General features: G+C 67.9%; 17 protein-coding genes. 1 reads left to right on the top strand and 16 read right to left on the bottom strand.

The genetic code is table 11. The features are described 5' to 3' along the window. From pal to BM075_RS17310, 15 genes are all read right to left on the bottom strand, one after another. The gene (gene pal, locus BM075_RS17380; RefSeq protein WP_093361971.1) at positions 1-519 is read right to left on the bottom strand and encodes a peptidoglycan-associated lipoprotein Pal; all 519 of its coding nucleotides are present in this window, start codon (positions 517-519) and stop codon (positions 1-3) included. Positions 520-658: 139 nt separating this feature from the next. After that, positions 659-1201, bottom strand: a complete 543-nt coding sequence (locus BM075_RS17375) for a hypothetical protein (RefSeq protein ID WP_093361970.1) — start codon at positions 1199-1201, stop codon at positions 659-661. Next, positions 1180-2511, bottom strand: coding sequence for a Tol-Pal system beta propeller repeat protein TolB (gene tolB, locus BM075_RS17370; protein ID WP_093362077.1), 1332 nt, complete (start codon positions 2509-2511; stop codon positions 1180-1182). The genes BM075_RS17375 and tolB overlap by 22 nt, the downstream gene beginning before the upstream one ends. Positions 2512-2585: 74 nt before the next feature. After that, complete coding sequence (locus BM075_RS17365; protein ID WP_245758892.1) at positions 2586-3806, bottom strand: energy transducer TonB; 1221 nt, start codon at positions 3804-3806, stop codon at positions 2586-2588. Next, entirely contained in the window at positions 3799-4278 is a 480-nt protein-coding gene (gene tolR, locus BM075_RS17360; protein WP_093361969.1) for a protein TolR, read from the bottom strand. Before tolR ends, BM075_RS17365 begins: the two co-directional genes overlap by 8 nt. A 3-nt stretch (positions 4279-4281) precedes the next feature. Further along, positions 4282-4977: a protein TolQ gene (tolQ, locus tag BM075_RS17355; RefSeq protein ID WP_093361968.1), complete on the bottom strand. Its 696-nt coding sequence runs from the start codon at positions 4975-4977 to the stop codon at positions 4282-4284. A gap of 156 nt (positions 4978-5133) precedes the next feature. After that, positions 5134-5526, bottom strand: a complete 393-nt coding sequence (gene ybgC / locus BM075_RS17350; protein ID WP_093361967.1) for a tol-pal system-associated acyl-CoA thioesterase — start codon at positions 5524-5526, stop codon at positions 5134-5136. Positions 5527-5696: 170 nt separating this feature from the next. Further along, entirely contained in the window at positions 5697-6728 is a 1032-nt protein-coding gene (ruvB, locus tag BM075_RS17345) for a Holliday junction branch migration DNA helicase RuvB (RefSeq protein WP_093361966.1), read from the bottom strand. Positions 6729-6834: 106 nt separating this feature from the next. Next, entirely contained in the window at positions 6835-7497 is a 663-nt protein-coding gene (ruvA, locus tag BM075_RS17340) for a Holliday junction branch migration protein RuvA (protein ID WP_093361965.1), read from the bottom strand. Next, on the bottom strand, positions 7494-7997 hold the full coding sequence (gene ruvC / locus BM075_RS17335; RefSeq protein WP_093361964.1) for a crossover junction endodeoxyribonuclease RuvC: 504 nt from the start codon (positions 7995-7997) through the stop codon (positions 7494-7496). Before ruvC ends, ruvA begins: the two co-directional genes overlap by 4 nt. Before the next feature lie 202 nt (positions 7998-8199). Next, complete coding sequence (locus BM075_RS17330; protein ID WP_093361963.1) at positions 8200-8547, bottom strand: hypothetical protein; 348 nt, start codon at positions 8545-8547, stop codon at positions 8200-8202. 78 nt (positions 8548-8625) lie between these two features. Continuing rightward, positions 8626-9498, bottom strand: a complete 873-nt coding sequence (locus BM075_RS17325) for a 50S ribosomal protein L11 methyltransferase (protein WP_093361962.1) — start codon at positions 9496-9498, stop codon at positions 8626-8628. 89 nt (positions 9499-9587) lie between these two features. Then, complete coding sequence (locus tag BM075_RS17320) at positions 9588-10151, bottom strand: P-loop NTPase family protein (RefSeq protein ID WP_218152874.1); 564 nt, start codon at positions 10149-10151, stop codon at positions 9588-9590. After that, on the bottom strand, positions 10152-10814 hold the full coding sequence (gene msrA / locus BM075_RS17315; protein ID WP_093361961.1) for a peptide-methionine (S)-S-oxide reductase MsrA: 663 nt from the start codon (positions 10812-10814) through the stop codon (positions 10152-10154). Positions 10815-10880: 66 nt separating this feature from the next. Continuing rightward, on the bottom strand, positions 10881-12116 hold the full coding sequence (locus BM075_RS17310) for an MFS transporter (protein ID WP_093361960.1): 1236 nt from the start codon (positions 12114-12116) through the stop codon (positions 10881-10883). A gap of 164 nt (positions 12117-12280) precedes the next feature. On the opposite strand from BM075_RS17310, the gene BM075_RS17305 reads away from it, so the two are divergent. Then, positions 12281-13345 (top strand): YeeE/YedE family protein, encoded by a 1065-nt coding sequence (locus BM075_RS17305; RefSeq protein WP_093361959.1) that lies wholly within the window; start codon positions 12281-12283, stop codon positions 13343-13345. Between the two features lie 111 nt (positions 13346-13456). Here the strand turns inward: BM075_RS17305 and BM075_RS17300 are convergent, their stop codons facing one another. Then, positions 13457-15655 (bottom strand): primosomal protein N', encoded by a 2199-nt coding sequence (locus tag BM075_RS17300; protein WP_093361958.1) that lies wholly within the window; start codon positions 15653-15655, stop codon positions 13457-13459. Positions 15656-15817: the final 162 nt, after the last annotated feature.

Here is a 15817-nt window from a genome sequence, read left to right as displayed (position 1 = left end):
TCAGCTTCCAAGCCCCGCCTGCAGGACCGTCACCGCGCGGCGGTTCTTGGCGTAGCAGGCTTCCTCGGAGCAGATCTCGATGGGGCGTTCCTTGCCGTAGCTTACGGTATCGAGCCGCGCCCCGGCCACCCCGCGCGAAATCAGGTATTCCTGCACCGCGTTGGCGCGGCGGGCGCCGAGGGCGAGGTTGTATTCTCGCGTGCCCTGTTCGTCCGCGTGACCCTCGATGGTGGCGTTGTAGGCGGGGTTGGTGGACAACCATGCCGCCTGCCCGTCAAGCGTGGACCGCGCTTCGGGCGTCAGGCTGGACTGGTCGACCAGAAACAGGACCCGGTCCCCGACCGACGCCTGGAAGTAAGCCGGAGAGGCCGGGTCGCTTGCCGTGCCCGTGGCCATCCCAGCGCCCACGCCACCGGCGCTGTAATCCCCCGTGCCGGAGCCGAATCTGTCGGGCCGCGTACATGCACCGAGCCCAATCACACCGATCAGGAGAATTGCCGTTACCGCCGGATGGGCCATGATCTCTGCTCCATGAGCTGTTTATTGCCTCTGGCCTCTCCTAGCACCCCCTCGGCAGCTTGCAAACGCCCCGTTTGCCCCCCAGGCCCACGGCTGTTGGATTTTCGCACGCGTTGCCGGCTCAAATGAGCAAAGTGCCCTAGAGGAAGCGCTTGAAACCCGGCACGAGGGCGGCCAATCGGGCGAATGCCGCATCGCCCGCTGCGATCGCGGCGTCTTCGTCCACCACCGGTTCCACCTTGAGCAGGGCCCGTTCGACGGTTTTCCACGGCAGGACATTGCGCATGGACCGGCCGTGCTGGGGACAGTCATGACGCACCCTCGCCGCCGCAACCGCCGCCATGTGGCCCGCCGCATCCAGAAGCGTCCGGTCGACCTGCGCACATTCCGCCAGCCAGAACATCATCGGCATGCAGTTGACGTAGCGCCAACGGTCCCCGGCGGTGATCTGGCGGGCATCCAAGCCGGCCTGACGCACCTCGCGCTCCTTGGCGGTCATCGCGGCCAGCCAGTGTTCCCGCTGGCTGGTGTACCACCTGTGGTGGAACCCCGTCCCGATGCGGATCGTCTGCTCCAGCCGCGTGGTCAGGGGTGGATATTCCGGGAAGCCGGCGACCAGCCGCTTGAGGTCGCGCTGGAGCAGGGGTGGTAGCGTCTGGGTCACGGCAGGAGCGGCGACCATGCAGGGTCCGAGGCCGCGCCGGGTGTCGGCACCTTCCGCAGGTTGCGGCCGGAGATATCCACCGTGTAGAGCGCCGGCTGCCCGCCCGCGCCCGCACTCTCGCGGGTAAACATGAGCACACGACCGTTGGGCGCCCAGGTGGGGCTCTCATCGAGGAACGAGGCCGTCAGAAGCCGCTCCTCGGAACCATCGGTGCGCATCACGCCGATATGGAAACGGCCCTGGTTCTGCTTGGTGAAGGCGATCAGATCGCCGCGCGGCGACCAGACCGGCGTGCCGTAGCGCCCCGGCCCGAAGGAGATCCGCCGCGCCTCGCCGCCCGTCGCCGCCATGATATAGAGCTGCTGGGTACCCGAACGGTCGCTTTCGAACACGATCTGGGAGCCGTCGGGGGAATAGCTCGGCGCCGTCTCGATGGACGGCGTATTGGTGAGCTGGATCGCCTGCCCCCCGATCCGCTTGACGAAGATGTCGGTGTTGCCGCCGACGGAGCGGGAATAGACCACCGTTTGCCCGTCCGGGCCGAACCGGGGCGCGAAGGTCATGGTGCCCGCGCCGTCCGCCAGCGGTTGCTGACGCACGTCACCCACCCGCATCACGTAGATCTCCGGGTAGCCCGTGGCGTAGGACGTGTAGAGCACCCGGTCTCCGGTGGGCGAAAAACGCGGCGCCAAGACGATGGACGAGCTGTCGGTCAGGTACTGCACGTTGGCGCCGTCGTAATCCATCACCGCCAGACGTTTCTCCCGCGCGTTCTTCGGCCCGCTCTCGGCGACGAAAACGACACGGCTGTCGAAATACCCACCCTCGCCCGTGATCCGGGAATAGACCTGGTCGGCCACCTTGTGCGCCAGCCGCCGCCAGGACGTGGTGGACCCGCCCAGGCGCAGCCCCTCACCCATCTCCTTGCCGGAAAACACATCGTAGAGGCGGAACTTCACTGTCGCTCGCCCGCTTCCGTCCACCGAGACGGCGCCGGTTATGAGCGCCTGCGCGTTGATCGCCTTCCAGTCCGCGAAGGCGACCGGCGCCTCGAAGCTCGTGACGCCACTGATATGTGCCGCCGCCGGGATCTGCCGGAACAGGCCCGTGCCCTCAAGGTCAGCCGCGATCACGCGGGAGATGTCGGCGGCGATCTGCGTCGCGGCCTCGTTCTCCGGCAGGAACGCCAGGAGCGCGAAGGGCAGCGGCTCGATCACGCCTTCGGTGATTTCAATCCGAAGCGGTCCGTTCTGCGCGGCCGCAGGAACTGGCTGAAAGAAGGCCACCGGCACCATGGCCAGGGCAACGGCAAGACTGCGAAAGACCATCTGTCTGAACCCTTTCGTTCGGAGCTGACGACCGGGGAGCGGGGGACGCAGGGAGAAGCCATAGGTCCGGAGCATCAGCGTATCCTCATATTCTCTGGGTTGAAAACCATCTCGATTTCCTGCCACTGGCCGAATTTCTCCGGTGGCAGGTCGTATCCGTCGCTGCCGCAGCGGATGATCGCCCGGCGCGCGGCCTCGTATGCGCGGTTCGCAGCCGCCTCCGGGCCGCCGTCGAAGTCGATCATCTGGATCGAGGACACGTCGGGCCGGGCATCCGGCGTCATGCGGACGAAGACGGTGACGGTGACGCGTTGCGCCTCGGAACTGAGCGACCCGATGTTCCAGCACCGCTGGACGCCGATCCGGAGCGCATCCTTCTCCCCGGCTGTCATCGGCGGGCCGGTGCGCGCAGTGCCATTGCCGGCCTGCGCCTCGCCCGCGCCATTTCCGGTGGGCGACGACTCTTCCGCCACCGCTTCGGCTACAGCAGCGGCAATGGGATCTTCGACCTCGGGCTCGGCGGGGGCCGGAGCCTCGCGCGTGGGCGTCTGCGCCGGCTGGGATGCGGGCGTCGGGGCGGGTCGCTTCGGACGGCTGGCCGGGCGCGGCGTTTCGGCCGGCGCCAAAGCCACCTGCGTGCCGCCCGCGTCCTCCACCGCATCCGGCACGATGCGCGTCGTCGCCTCCTCCGGCGCGGTCGCCTCCTGCGGGTCTGCTGGCGCCTCGCTGGCAGCTGTCTCGTCGGAGCGGCGCGCTTCCTGCACCTCGTCGGCGATTGCGGCATCCGGCTCCGGCGCGGCGGCAGGCTCCGGCGCAATACGCGGCGCGGCGCGCGGCGCAGGCGCGGCATCGGGCGCCAGCACCATCGCCGCCCCGTCCGAAACGTCGGGCGGCGTGGGCGTGGGCGGCGCCTCCTCGGCAACCTCCGCTTGGGGCACCTCGAACGTGTCATCGAACTCGGGCGCGGGTTCTGACGTCTCCGGTGCGGCCTCCGCCGGAACGGGCGCCTCCGCCGGTTCGCTCTGCGTTTCCGGCGCAGGCGCTTCGGGGGCAACCTCCGCAGGCTGCGGCACGTCGGGTACCGCCGGAGAGTTCGGCACATCCGGCGGCGCTGCGCTGCCCGCGGCGATCATCGCCGCGAACTCCTCGCCAGTGACCAGCGTCACCTCGGAAAATTCCATCCGGTCGGGGCGGCCAAAGGAAAACAGCCCGCCGACGGCCATCCAGACGATCAGCGCGGCGTGCGCGGCCCCGGAGATCTTTACCCCGGTATTCATGTAGGCCGTCTCAGCCATCCCCGCCATCGAGCGTCGGCCCGCCGGTCTCGGTCACCAGGCCGATGTTGGAAAACCCGCCCGCGTTCAGCGCCCCCATGACGGTCACGACCCGTTCATAGGGGATCGCCCCGTCAGCGCGCAGAAACACCTTGTCGTCCGAACGCTCCGCCGCCACTGCCCGCAGTCGGCTGACCAGTTCCGACTCCGCCACGGCGGTCGACATGATCGACACCTCGCCATCGGCGGTCAACGTGACCACGAGCGGCTCTTCCTGTTCGTGCGGCAAGGCCTGCGCGGCGGTCTTCGGCAATTCCACAGGCACGCCAACCGTCAGCATCGGCGCAGCCACCATGAAGATGATGAGCAGCACCAGCATCACGTCGACAAAGGGCGTGACGTTGATCTCCGACATGGCCCGCGGGTGCCGCCGCGACCGCTGCCGCCGCCGCGTTCCGCCCCCACCCTGCCCTTTGATAACCCCGGCCCCCATGGCTCAGGAATCCAGTTGGCGGGACAGGATCGTCGAAAACTCGTCGGCAAAGCTCTCGTAGCCGCCGACAATGTGATCGCTGTCCGAACTGAGCTTGTTGTAGAAGATCACCGCCGGGATAGCCGCGAGCAAGCCGAGCGCGGTGGCCACCAGCGCTTCCGAAATGCCCGGCGCGACAACCGCGAGGTTCGTGTTCTGCGCGATCGCGATCTCCTCGAAGGCGTTCTTGATCCCCCAGACCGTTCCGAACAGGCCGACAAACGGCGCGGTGGACCCCGTCGTGGCCAGAAAGCCAAGACCACGGTTCAGATCCTCCGCCTCCTTGGCGATGGCCACATCCATGGACCGGTCAATCCGCGCATGCGCGCCGGCAATCAGCCCGCCGTCCTCCCTGTGCGACCGGCGCCACTCGATCATTCCCGCCGAAAAAATCCGCTCCGACGGGCTGCTCGGGTCCTGCCCGACCTCGTCGAAAAGCTCATCGAGCGGCTCGCCCGACCAGAATCTCGAATCGAACGCATGCGCCTGGCGCCGTGCAAGCCGATAGCTAATGTGCTTCTGAATGATGATCGCCCAGCCCCAGAAGGATGCCAGGATCAGCATCAGCATCACCAATTTCACCGTAAAGGTGGCACGGGCGAAGAGCGCCCACATGGAAAAATCCATCTCCGTGCCGAGGGGGAGGGTCGAGGGATCCATACTGCCTGCTCGTGTTGCGCGCCGCTCTGTCGGCGTCAGGGTTTGGGCCGCAATTTATCCCCATTGATCGGGAAAGGCCAACACGAAGGCGCACCGCCGGTTCGATTGCCCCACGCGCTGCCCACCGGGTCGAATCGTGCGCGGATATCCGCCGCCTCAGCCGGCCATCCGCGACCGCAGGTCCGCCGGCAACCGCACCGGCCTGCCCCCGGTCGACATCGTCGCGACCACGACACGCGCCGTGAACAACACCGCCTCTCCCCGCAGAATGCGTTGATCCATCACGAAACTCGCCCCGCGGCTCTGCGCCAGCACCGTCTCGACGGTCAGCACATCGTCCATTTTCGCCGGAGACAGGAAGTCCGCCTCGACCCGCCGCACGACGAAAACGATCCCCCACTCCTCCTTCAGCGCCGCCTGATCCACGCCGATCGCGCGCACCCATTCCGACCGGCCCCGTTCGATGAATTTCAGGTAGTTCGCGTAATAGACGATCCCCGCCATATCGGTGTCTTCGTAATAGACGCGAAGCGTGTGCAAATGCGGCATCGGCCAGCCTCCCCATGGTCCCGCCTGCGGGCTATGCGGATCGCCCCGCATCCGCAAGATCCCCACGCCAGCAGAACGCACCAGTGCTTCTTGTTGGCGCAAATACCCTCAGGGGGAGCGCCGCGAGGCGCGGGGGCAGAATGCCCCCTCCCCGCCTGCCGCAGGCGCAGTCAACCGAACAGCGTCCCCTGCCCCGGGCTTTGCGGCACCGGCAGGCCAAGATGCGCCCACGCCTTGTGCGCCAGCATCCGCCCGCGCGGCGTGCGCTGGATCAGGCCCTGTTGCAGTAAGAACGGCTCGATCACTTCCTCCAATGCGTCCCGGCTTTCGCTGAGCGCGGCCGACATCGTCTCCACGCCCACCGGACCGCCGCCATAGTTCTCCGCGATCAGCCGCAGGTAGCGCCGGTCGGCTGCGTCCAGCCCCAGCCTGTCCACCCCCAACCGTGTCAAGGCGCTGTCGGCCAGTGCGCGCGTCAGCCGGCCGTCGCCCTCCACCAGCGCAAAATCGACCACGCGGCGCAACAGCCGCCCGGCGATGCGCGGTGTGCCGCGGGAGCGCGCGGCAATTTCGCGGGTACCCTCCGGCTCCGCCGGCAGGCCCAGCAGGCGCGCATTGCGGCTGACAATCTCATGTAGCTCGTCGACGGTATAGAACTGCAGGCGTGTCGGGATGCCGAAGCGGTCGCGCAGGGGCGTCGTCAGGAGGCCGAGCCGGGTGGTCGCGCCCACGAGGGTGAAGGGCTGCAACTCGATCCGCACCGTCCGCGCCGCCGGCCCTTCGCCGATCACCAGATCCAGCTCGAAATCCTCCAGCGCCGGATACAGCACCTCCTCCACCACCGGATTCAGGCGGTGGATCTCGTCGATGAAGAGCACGTCGCGCGCCTCGAGGTTGGTCAGAATCGCGGCAAGATCACCCGGCCGGGCGAGCACCGGGCCGGAGGTCATGCGGAAATTGACCCCCAGTTCCCGCGCGACGATCTGGGCGAGCGTCGTTTTCCCCAGGCCTGGGGGGCCATGGAACAGCGTGTGGTCCATCGCCTCGCCCCGTCGGCGCGCGCTTTCCACGAAGACGGCCAGATTGGCGCGTGCTTCGGCCTCGCCGATGAAGTCATGCAGCGTTTGCGGCCGGAGCGCGCGGTCTTCACCGCCGTCCTCGGGCTGCGCGTCGGCACGCAAGATGGGGTCGGGGTCTGTCATGGGTGGGCTCCGGAGGCGCGTGTGTCCCTGGTGGAGGGGGGCCGTCTGCCCCCCGCGCCTTGCGGCGCCCCCCCGAGGGTAGTTTCACCAACAAGAAGGCCCATGGTCATCCTTTCGGCGCGAGCTTTCTGAGAGCCGAACGGATCAGCGCGGCGGTCTCGGCCTCCGGGTCCTCGGCGCGGGCTTCGGCCACGGCGGCAGCGGCTTCTCCCTGCTGGTAGCCCAGGTTGATCAGCGCGGAAAGCGCTTCGGACTGCGCGGCCGGCGCGGCCGCCGGGGTCGGGCGTGGCTGCCGAGCTGGGCGGGTGTCGGAGCCGGGCGCATCCGGTTCCACAACGTCCGCCAGCGCGCCGGCCATCGCCATGACCGCCGGCGCCTTGTCCTTCAGCTCGTTGACGACGCGTTGTGCGAGCTTCGGGCCGACGCCGGGGGCGGCGCGGATGGCCGTCCAGTCGCCCAACGCGATGGCGCGGCTGGTTCCGTCCGGCCCCAGCGCGCCGAGAATTGCCATGCTGGCCTTCGCGCCGATCCCCTGGACGGAGGTGAGCAGCCGGTGCCACTCCTTCTCCTGCAAGGTGGGGAAACCGAAGAGCTGGAGCAGATCCTCGCGTACCACGAGGTCCGTGTAGAGCGCGGCGAATTCACCCGTGGCGGGCAGCGACATGAGCGTTCGGTCGGACACATGCACGATGTAGCCGACCCCGCTCACGACCAGCAGAACATGGTCGGGACCGCGATAGTCGATCCGCCCGGCGAGCCGCCCGATCATGACGCCCTCGCGATGGCGGCCTGCAGGCGGCCGGCCGATTGCAGGTGGTGGGCGTGGCAGACGGCGATGGCAAGCGCGTCGGCGGCGTCGGGACCGGCCAGTTCGACCCCGGGGAAATGCACGCCCATCATGTGCGCGATCTGCATCTTGTCGGCATGGCCCACACCAACAATGGCCTTTTTCACAGCGTTGGGGGCGTATTCCCCGATCGGCAGTCCTGCCTGCGCCGGCACCAGCATGGCAATTCCGCGGGCCTGCCCAAGCTTCAGCGTGCCAGCCCCGTCGCGGTTGACGAAGGTCTGCTCCACCGCCGCCGCCGTCGGGGCGAAGCGGGAGACAATGTCGGTCAGTTGGTCATGCAGGGAGAGCAGGCGCGCGCCCAGGTCCGTTCCGGAAGAGCAGCACAGCCCGTTCGCCACATGGGAAAGCCGCGACCCCGCGACCTCGATCACGCCCCAGCCCAGGGTGCGAAGGCCCGGATCGATGCCGATGACTCGCATGGTTTTGCCTTTCTGCCTGTGTCCGTTTTCCGGCTTTTCCTCCGGTTAGCACGAAAAGCGAACATCGGCCAACGCCATTCGTCGCGGCCGATGATCGTCTCTGTGGGAGATGCCCATTTTCGACGCACCGGAAGACGAAACGGCGCGCCCTGTCTGCCAGGGAACGTCAGGTTCAGAAGCGTCGGCGGGCAGTACGCGGGTGTCAGTCGACCAGCGGCTTGACCCATACGGCAATGACATTGCTGATCGGGTCCTGTGCCATGACATAGGCACCGGCCATTTCGATCACGGATCCAGATCTGAGGGCCGACAGCTTCGCGCGATAGACCTCCTCGCCTTGCGAGGCGAGCAAGAACCCCTTGAGAACCACCATGAACAGGACAACCAGGAGGGCCGGCCGCAGCCCAGCGCGTCGGGCGCGGCGCGCGCGCTCGCGGGTGTAGTGAGATTGCCCGAGGGTTCCATCGGCTTCGAAACCGCCGCCGCTGCGGTGAATCTTGTCGATACGCTCGAGACGTCCAAAAAACTCTTTAAAATGGGAATCGCTCATGACAGCGTCCAAATCCCTTTGCTGGATACTACGACAGCCTTCAGGATAGGGGCCGAATATGGCTTAATTCGGTATAATCTATAAGTTTTTACGCAAACAGAGCGTCGACCAATCGCCGATTTCTTCCCGTTCATGGACAATCAGCCCGTGTGCGGCATAGGTCGCCACCACCTCGTCGGCCTGATCGTTCAGCAGGCCGCTGAGAATCGCGTAACCGCCATGCTTCAGGGCGTTCGACAGGTCCGAGGCCAGCGCAATCAGCGGTGCCTTGAGGATATTGGCGAAGATGAGGCCGAACGGTCCTGCTGCGTTGATGTCCGGGTGCCCGAAGCCTGTGGCCTCAACGCATAGCAGCCGGTCGGCCAGTCCGTTGGCGTCCGCATTGGCCCGGGCCACGTCCACCGCGACGGGGTCGATGTCCGAGGCAATCATGGTGCCGGGCCAGACGCGGGCGGCGGCCATGGCCAGCACCGCGGTGCCGCAACCGATGTCGGCCACTGGCAGGGGCGTTTCGCCGGCCGTCACCAGACGATCCAGCGCGCGCAGACACCCCTGCGTGGTGCCGTGGTGACCGGTGCCAAAGGCCATGGCGGCCTCGATCAGCAGCGGTTCGCACCCTTCGGGAACCGTGTCGGCATCGTGACTGCCGTAGACGAAGAACCGCCCCGCCCGCACTGGCGCGAGTTCGCGCTTGACCTTGGCGACCCAGTCGACCTCGGGCAGCTCGGAAATGGCGAAGTCGCTTGCGCCATATGCCGCGGCCAGCAGCGCCAGCGCGGTCTCGTCCGGCGGTTCCAGGAAATAGCCGCCGACCTCCCACAGGCCCGATCCGTCCTCCATCTCGAAGACGCCGATGCCCGTGGGTTCCGGCTCCAGCCGCTCCATGGCCGCGCCGAGCGTCTCGGCCGGCTCCTTTCCGGCGAGCGTGGTCAGGGCGGTATAGGTCGGCATGGCGGGATCCTCCGGCGGACGGGTAACGGATGCAGGGGCGGCGGGGGGCAGGCGGGGCACTTGCCTGACCGCAGCGGCCATCCCGGCGGCTAGGCCAGCTGGCGACCGGCGTCAAGAGACGCCAGGACACGCCCCACCAGCACCTCGACCGGCGGGGCGGAATTCAGCCGCAGTACGGGGCAGGCCAGTTCGCTGGCCCAGGTCTCGTGCCGCGCACGGTTCCGCCCCGGAAGCAGGCCGTCGTCATAGGCGGCCGCCCATTCGAGGAAGGCCGCCATTTCCTCCGCAGCGTCCCGCGAGGCCCCTTTCAGGCGCAACGCCTCGCGCGCGCGCAGGCGGGCGAGGCGGGTCTCGATGTCCAGATCGAGGAAGATCGCCAGGGTGAAACGGTCGTCGATGCCCTCGCTCCAGCTATCCACCGAGCCGGAAAGAACCCAGTCCCGCCGGGGCAGGAACACGGCCTCCATCAGGGCACGGCGTTCCGGGATCGAGCGTTTGGCACGAAACGGCGGGTCGGTGGGGCGCCAGTAGAAATCGTCCACATCGAAATGCTGGGATGCCAAGACCGTTGCCAGCGCCCGCCCGAGCGTGGAAGTTCCGGCCCCGCTGGCCCCGAATATGTGGATGCGATGCCCCGCCAACGCTCCCTGCACTCACTCCCCGGGCGCGATGCCCGTACCCACGGGGCAGGTGACCCCGGTTCCACCGATTCCGCAATATCCCGCAGGATTTTTCGCAAGGTACTGTTGATGATAGTCCTCAGCGAAGTAGAACGCCCCCGCGTCGGCGATCTCCGTCGTGATCGCGCCGCGTCCGGCGGCCGACAGGGCGGCCTGGTAGGCGTCCCGGCTGGCGAGGGCGGCGGCGTGCTGCTCCGGTGTGGTGGTATAGATCGCGGAGCGGTACTGGGTTCCGAGGTCGTTGCCCTGCCGCATCCCCTGCGTCGGGTCATGGCCCTCCCAGAACACACGCAGGAGCGCATCGTAGGAGATCACCTCCGGGTCGAAGACCACGCGAACCGCCTCCGTATGGCCGGTCTTGGCAGTGCAGGTCTCCTCGTAGGTCGGGTTGGGCGTGGTGCCGCCGGCGTAACCCGCCATCGTGAGCCAAACCCCATCGAGCTTCCAGAACAGACGCTCGACACCCCAGAAGCACCCCATGCCGAAGATCGCCACCTCGAGCCCGTCGGGCACCTCCGCCGTCAGGGGACGGTCGAAAACAAAGTGGGTGGTGGCCGTCGGAATGGGGTCGGGGCGGCCGGGCAAAGCGTCTTCGGGGCGAACCATTTCCATCTTGTCGCGCTTGAACAGGAACATGCAGCGTCTCCTTCTGCCGGTTTCGACAGATATGGGGGCGAGCCGCGCTTCGGTCCAGTTGGGCGCTCACTCCGCCGGCGCGGAGGCCGGGCGAAGGCGGGCGAAGACGGTTTCGTTGCCGGGGCTCGGATGGCGCGGGATCAGCAGGGCCAAGCCCAGGGAAACGCAAGCCATGCCGGCGGCCAGCACGAAGACGGCCTGGGGCGCGACCAGCCAGAGATACCCCAGCGAGGCGGGCAGGAAGACCGCGGCGATGTGATTGATCGTGAAAGCGACGGCAGCCGTGGGCGCCATGTCCGCCGGATCGCCGATCTTCTGGAAGTAGGTTTTGAGCGCCAGCGCCAGACCGAAAAAGATGTGATCGAGCACGTAAAGCCCCGCTGCCAGCACCACGCCCCAGCCAAACAGGTAGATCCCGCCATAAGCGGCAAAGATCAGCGCGAGACCGGCGTATTCGAAAATCAGCGCGCGCCTTTCACCAAATCGGGACACGGCCGAACCGATCAGCGGCGCGATCGCCATGTTCGCCACCAGCGTGAACATGAAGAGGCCGGTCACCTGGTGCACGTCGAACCCGAAACGCTCCACCATCATGAACCCCGCGAACACGACAAAGATCTGCCGCCGGGCGCCGGCCATGAATTGCAGCGCGTAGTAGAGCCAGTAACGACGGCGCAAAACGAAGGTCTTCACCTGCGGTGTGGGCGATTCGAACTGCGGGAAGAACGCGAGGCACAGAACGGCGACCGTCGCCGTCACGAGGCCCGCCGTCATGTAGACCGTGTTGAACTGGAGATCGTAGGCGCGCCATGTCACGACGATCAGCCCGTAGGCGACGAGCGTCGCCGCCGACCCGGTGGCCAGCAACCAGCCCAGCACCCTAGGCGCCCGCGCCTTGTCCAGCCACTGGAGCTGGAGCGACTGATTGACGGTCTCGTAGTAGTGAAAGCCGATCGAACTGAGCATGGTGATGGTCAGGATGCCAGCCAAATTCGGAAACCACGCCGTCAGCGCGGTCGCCACGCCCAGCAGTATCAGCGAGACCAGCCCCAAAACCTGTTCCCGCATGAACCGGATCAGAAGAATGACACCGATGGCCAGAAAGCCCGGGATCTCCCGCACCGTGTGGAGCCAGCCGATGTCGGAGCCGTCGAAGTTCGCGACTTCGATGACGAAGTTGTTCAGCAGCGCCGACCACGTGGCGAAGGAGATCGGCATGGCCGCGGCCATTACGAACAGGAGCACGACGGGGCGGCGCCAGACCGGCTGAACCCGAGCTTCGGAGAGCGGAAGAGTACGCATGATCGGCCATTAGCTCCAAGGCAGGCACTTGGGAAGGGGCTTGAGCGTGCATGTGCTCACAGGTGGGGCGCGGGACGGTCTGCTGATCCAGATCAAGGCGGAGCGGTTTCCGCTACGGCACATATCATGCAAATATCTGAATAGAACACGCACGAGGAACATTGATGGACATCCTCTCGATCGTCGAGCGAATCGGCGAAGAGCCGACGGCGGCCCTGTTCGGGCTGATCACCGGCATGCTGTTCGGTGTCGCCGCCCAGCGCTCGAATTTCTGCCTGCGGGCTGCGACCGTGGAATTCGCGCGCGGCGTGCTGGGTCCGCGCATGTCGATCTGGCTGCTTACCTTCTCCACCGCTATGGTCTGGGTGCAGGCGGCGCAGATGCTGGGGCTGATGCGGGCGGAGGACGCGCGGATGATGGCGGTGCCGGGCACCTGGTCCGGCGCGATCATCGGCGGGCTGCTGTTCGGGATGGGCATGGTGCTGGCGCGCGGCTGCTCGGGGCGGCTGCTGGTGCTGGCGGCCACGGGCAACCTGCGGTCGCTGGTCTCGGGGCTCGTCTTCGCCGTGGTCGCGCAGATGTCGCTGCATGGATGGCTGTCGCCGATCCGCGACGGGCTGTCCTCGCTCTGGATCACCGAGGGCGGGCGAAACGTCGACGTGCTGGCCGCGGCGCACCTGCCCGCCGCCGCCGGGCTGGGTCTCGGCCTCGTGCTGGCAGCACTGGCAATCCACCTGTCCATGCGCAACAATCTGGGCGTGGCCAAGCTCTTCATGGCCTCGGGCGTCGGCTTCGCCGTGGCGGTCGGCTGGGTACTCACGTACGCGCTCTCCCAGGTGGCGTTTGAGCCAATACAGATCGAGAGCGCGACTTTCACCGGACCCTCGGCCAACACGCTGATGTTCTTCCTGGTGCCCGACACGGTGCTCGAATTCGACATCGGCCTGGTGCCCGGCGTCTTCCTCGGCGCGTTCCTGGCGGCTGCCGTCTCGGGCGAGTTGAAGGCGCAGGGGTTTGAAGGGGCGGGCAACATGCAGCGCTCGATGATCGGCGCGGCGGCGATGGGCTTCGGCGGGATGCTGGCAGGAGGCTGCGCCATCGGCGCGGGCGTCACCGGCACGTCCATCTTCGTCGGCACGGCCTGGGTGGCGCTGACCTGTATGTGGGTCGGCGCGGTGGCGACGGATTACCTGGTGGACCAGAAAGGCGCGTCGACGGTCACGGCCTGAGCGGAGGCGCCGGCAACGCGGGCGGACGGGGGGCTGTCTGCCCCCCGGCGCGGCCATCGGGCCGCGCTCCCCCCGAGGATGTTTTCCGACACAAGACGGGGCCGCGGCTGGCTACCAGAAGCTTTGGGGGTCGATATCGACCGCGAGGCGCAGGTTCGCAGGCAGTTTGAACTGGGCGAGCCAGCGGGTTAGGGCCGCCTGCAAGGGCGCGTCCTTACGCGCCTTGACCAGCAAGCGCACCCGGTGACGGCCGCGGATGCGGGCGATGGGCGCAGGCGCCGGCCCGAACAGTTGCGCCCCGATCTGGCGGAGCGGCTCGTCCCGCCGGGCCATCTCCGCGCCGAGGTCGAACACCTGCGCCACGTCCGGCGAGGACAGGACGATGCCGGCCATGCGGCCATAGGGAGGCACTCCGGCGGCACGGCGCTCGTCGGCTTCGGCCGTCCAGAATCCCTCCTCGTCGCCGGACAGGATCGCGCGGATCACCGGGTGGTCCGGCTGATACGTTTGCAGCATCGCCACCCCATGCCGGTCCGCCGTGCGGCCGGCGCGGCCTGCCACCTGCCGGACGAGCTGGAACGTGCGTTCGGCGGCGCGCAGGTCCGATCCCTGCAGGCCGAGATCCGCGTCGATTACCCCGACAAGCGTCAGCAGCGGGAAGTTGTGTCCCTTGGCGACAAGCTGGGTGCCGATGACGATGTCGGCCCCGCCCGCAGCGATCTCCTCGATGCGGGCTTTCAACGCCCGCGCGGAGCCGAAGAGGTCCGAGGACAGCACCGCGAGGCGCGCATCGGGGAAGAGGCCCACGACCTCCTCCGCCAGCCGCTCCACGCCCGGGCCGACCGGTGCCAGACGGCCCTCCACCCCGCAGGACGGGCAGGCCTCCGGCATCGGCTTGGTCTCGCCGCACTGGTGGCAGACGAGGCGCTTCTGGAACCGGTGCTCCACCATGCGGGCGTCGCACTGGTCGCAGCCGATCTGGTGCCCGCAAGCGCGGCAGAGCGTGACCGGGGCATACCCGCGCCGGTTCAGAAACAGCAGCGCCTGTTCGCCGCGCTCGATCCGTTGCGTGATTGCCGTGGCCAGCCGAGGCGAGATCCAGCGCCCGGCCGGCAGCTTGTCCGGCCGCATGTCGATCGCCTGCATGTCCGGCAGTTCAGCCGCGCCGAAGCGGGAGCCGAGTTCCAGCCGGGCGTATTTCCCGGCCTCCGCATTGGCCCAGCTTTCGAGCGAGGGCGTGGCGGAGGCGAGCACGACCTGCGCCGAGCAGATGGAGGCCCGCAGGACCGCCATGTCCCGGGCGTTGTAGAGGACGCCGTCGTCCTGCTTGTAGGAGGTGTCGTGTTCCTCGTCGACGACGATCAGCCCCAGTTCCCGGAACGGCAGGAAGAGCGCAGAGCGCGCACCGACGACAAGCTGCGCGCCACCCGTGGCGACCATCCTCCAGGTGCGCCGCCGCTCCGTCAGGGTGACGCCGGAATGCCACTCCGCCGGGCGGGCGCCGAAGCGGGCTTCCACCCGAGCAAGGAACTCGCCGGTGAGCGCGATCTCCGGCAGCAGGACGAGGGCCTGACGGCCGCGTTCAAGGCATTCGGCCACCGCTTCCAGATAGACCTCCGTCTTGCCGGAGCCCGTCACCCCCTTCAGCAGCGTCGTGCCATAGGCGCCCCCGGCAACAGCCTGCCGCAAGGTCGCCGCCGCCTCCGCCTGGGCGTCGCTGAGGGCGTGGCCCGGCAGGGCCGGATCGAGGTGCGGGAACGGCAGGTCGCGCGGGGCGGCCTCTTCCGCGATGACGCCCTGCTTGACCAGCCCCTTGACGACCGAGTTGCTCACCCCGGCCTGGGCCGACAGTTCCATCATGGTGAAGGCCAGCCCGCCATACTCCTCCAACACCTCCAGCACGCGGCGGCGGGCGTCAGTCATCCGGTCGGGCTGCTCCGTGCCCCGGCGGTAGATCGTGCGCATGGAGGGCGGGTCGCTCAGCCCCGGGGCGCGGGTCGCCAGCCGCAGCGCGGCGGGCATGGGGGTGAGGGTGTATTCTGCCACGCGGCTGAGAAAGACCTGCATCTCCTCCCGCATCGGCGGCACGTCGAGCACGCGCTCCACCGGCCGCAGCCGCGCCCGGTCGAAGTCGCCCTGCCCCGGCCCCCAGACCACGCCCAGCACCCGCCGGGGACCGAGCGGCACCTCGACGAAGCTCCCAGTGGCACAGCCCGTCTCCGGCGCGGTGTAGTCCAGGAGCCTGTCCAGAGGCTGGGTGGTCAGAACGGCGACCGTGTCGCCGGGGGCGAATTCGCGACTTGGTTCCATAGTGCCTTTCTTCCGGGCCCCGGCCTCCGTCTCCGGCGGCGCGCGCGCCGCCGGGTCCGCAGATCGCGTGCAAGGGCGTCCGTTCGGTATCGCAGATCGGCGACGCAGGGCAAGGCTGCCCCGCAGGCTTGCCCGTTCATGCCGCCACCCACAGGACTCCCG

The organism is Tropicimonas isoalkanivorans (assembly GCF_900112335.1).
GTDB classification, from domain to species: Bacteria; Pseudomonadota; Alphaproteobacteria; order Rhodobacterales; family Rhodobacteraceae; genus Tropicimonas; species Tropicimonas isoalkanivorans.
Note: the sequence above shows the minus strand (reverse complement) of the source record. Positions and strands in the feature narration are given on the sequence as shown.

Bases quoted from the DNA above. Each gene is read 5' to 3' on its own strand.
- BM075_RS17325 (WP_093361962.1), bottom strand. From the start codon at position 9,498: ATGCCGACCTATACCGCCCTGACCACGCTCGCCGGAAAGGAGCCGGCC.
- ybgC (WP_093361967.1), bottom strand. From the start codon at position 5,526: ATGCCGCATTTGCACACGCTTCGCGTCTATTACGAAGACACCGATATG.
- BM075_RS17375 (WP_093361970.1), bottom strand. From the start codon at position 1,201: ATGGTCGCCGCTCCTGCCGTGACCCAGACGCTACCACCCCTGCTCCAG.
- tolQ (WP_093361968.1), bottom strand. From the start codon at position 4,977: ATGGATCCCTCGACCCTCCCCCTCGGCACGGAGATGGATTTTTCCATG.
- BM075_RS17310 (WP_093361960.1), bottom strand. From the start codon at position 12,116: ATGCGTACTCTTCCGCTCTCCGAAGCTCGGGTTCAGCCGGTCTGGCGC.
- tolB (WP_093362077.1), bottom strand. From the start codon at position 2,511: ATGGTCTTTCGCAGTCTTGCCGTTGCCCTGGCCATGGTGCCGGTGGCC.
- msrA (WP_093361961.1), bottom strand. From the start codon at position 10,814: ATGTTCCTGTTCAAGCGCGACAAGATGGAAATGGTTCGCCCCGAAGAC.
- BM075_RS17330 (WP_093361963.1), bottom strand. From the start codon at position 8,547: ATGAGCGATTCCCATTTTAAAGAGTTTTTTGGACGTCTCGAGCGTATC.
- BM075_RS17365 (WP_245758892.1), bottom strand. From the start codon at position 3,806: ATGGCTGAGACGGCCTACATGAATACCGGGGTAAAGATCTCCGGGGCC.
- ruvB (WP_093361966.1), bottom strand. From the start codon at position 6,728: ATGACAGACCCCGACCCCATCTTGCGTGCCGACGCGCAGCCCGAGGAC.
- ruvC (WP_093361964.1), bottom strand. From the start codon at position 7,997: ATGCGAGTCATCGGCATCGATCCGGGCCTTCGCACCCTGGGCTGGGGC.
- tolR (WP_093361969.1), bottom strand. From the start codon at position 4,278: ATGGGGGCCGGGGTTATCAAAGGGCAGGGTGGGGGCGGAACGCGGCGG.
- pal (WP_093361971.1), bottom strand. From the start codon at position 519: ATGGCCCATCCGGCGGTAACGGCAATTCTCCTGATCGGTGTGATTGGG.
- BM075_RS17300 (WP_093361958.1), bottom strand. From the start codon at position 15,655: ATGGAACCAAGTCGCGAATTCGCCCCCGGCGACACGGTCGCCGTTCTG.
- ruvA (WP_093361965.1), bottom strand. From the start codon at position 7,497: ATGATCGGGCGGCTCGCCGGGCGGATCGACTATCGCGGTCCCGACCAT.
- BM075_RS17305 (WP_093361959.1), top strand. From the start codon at position 12,281: ATGGACATCCTCTCGATCGTCGAGCGAATCGGCGAAGAGCCGACGGCG.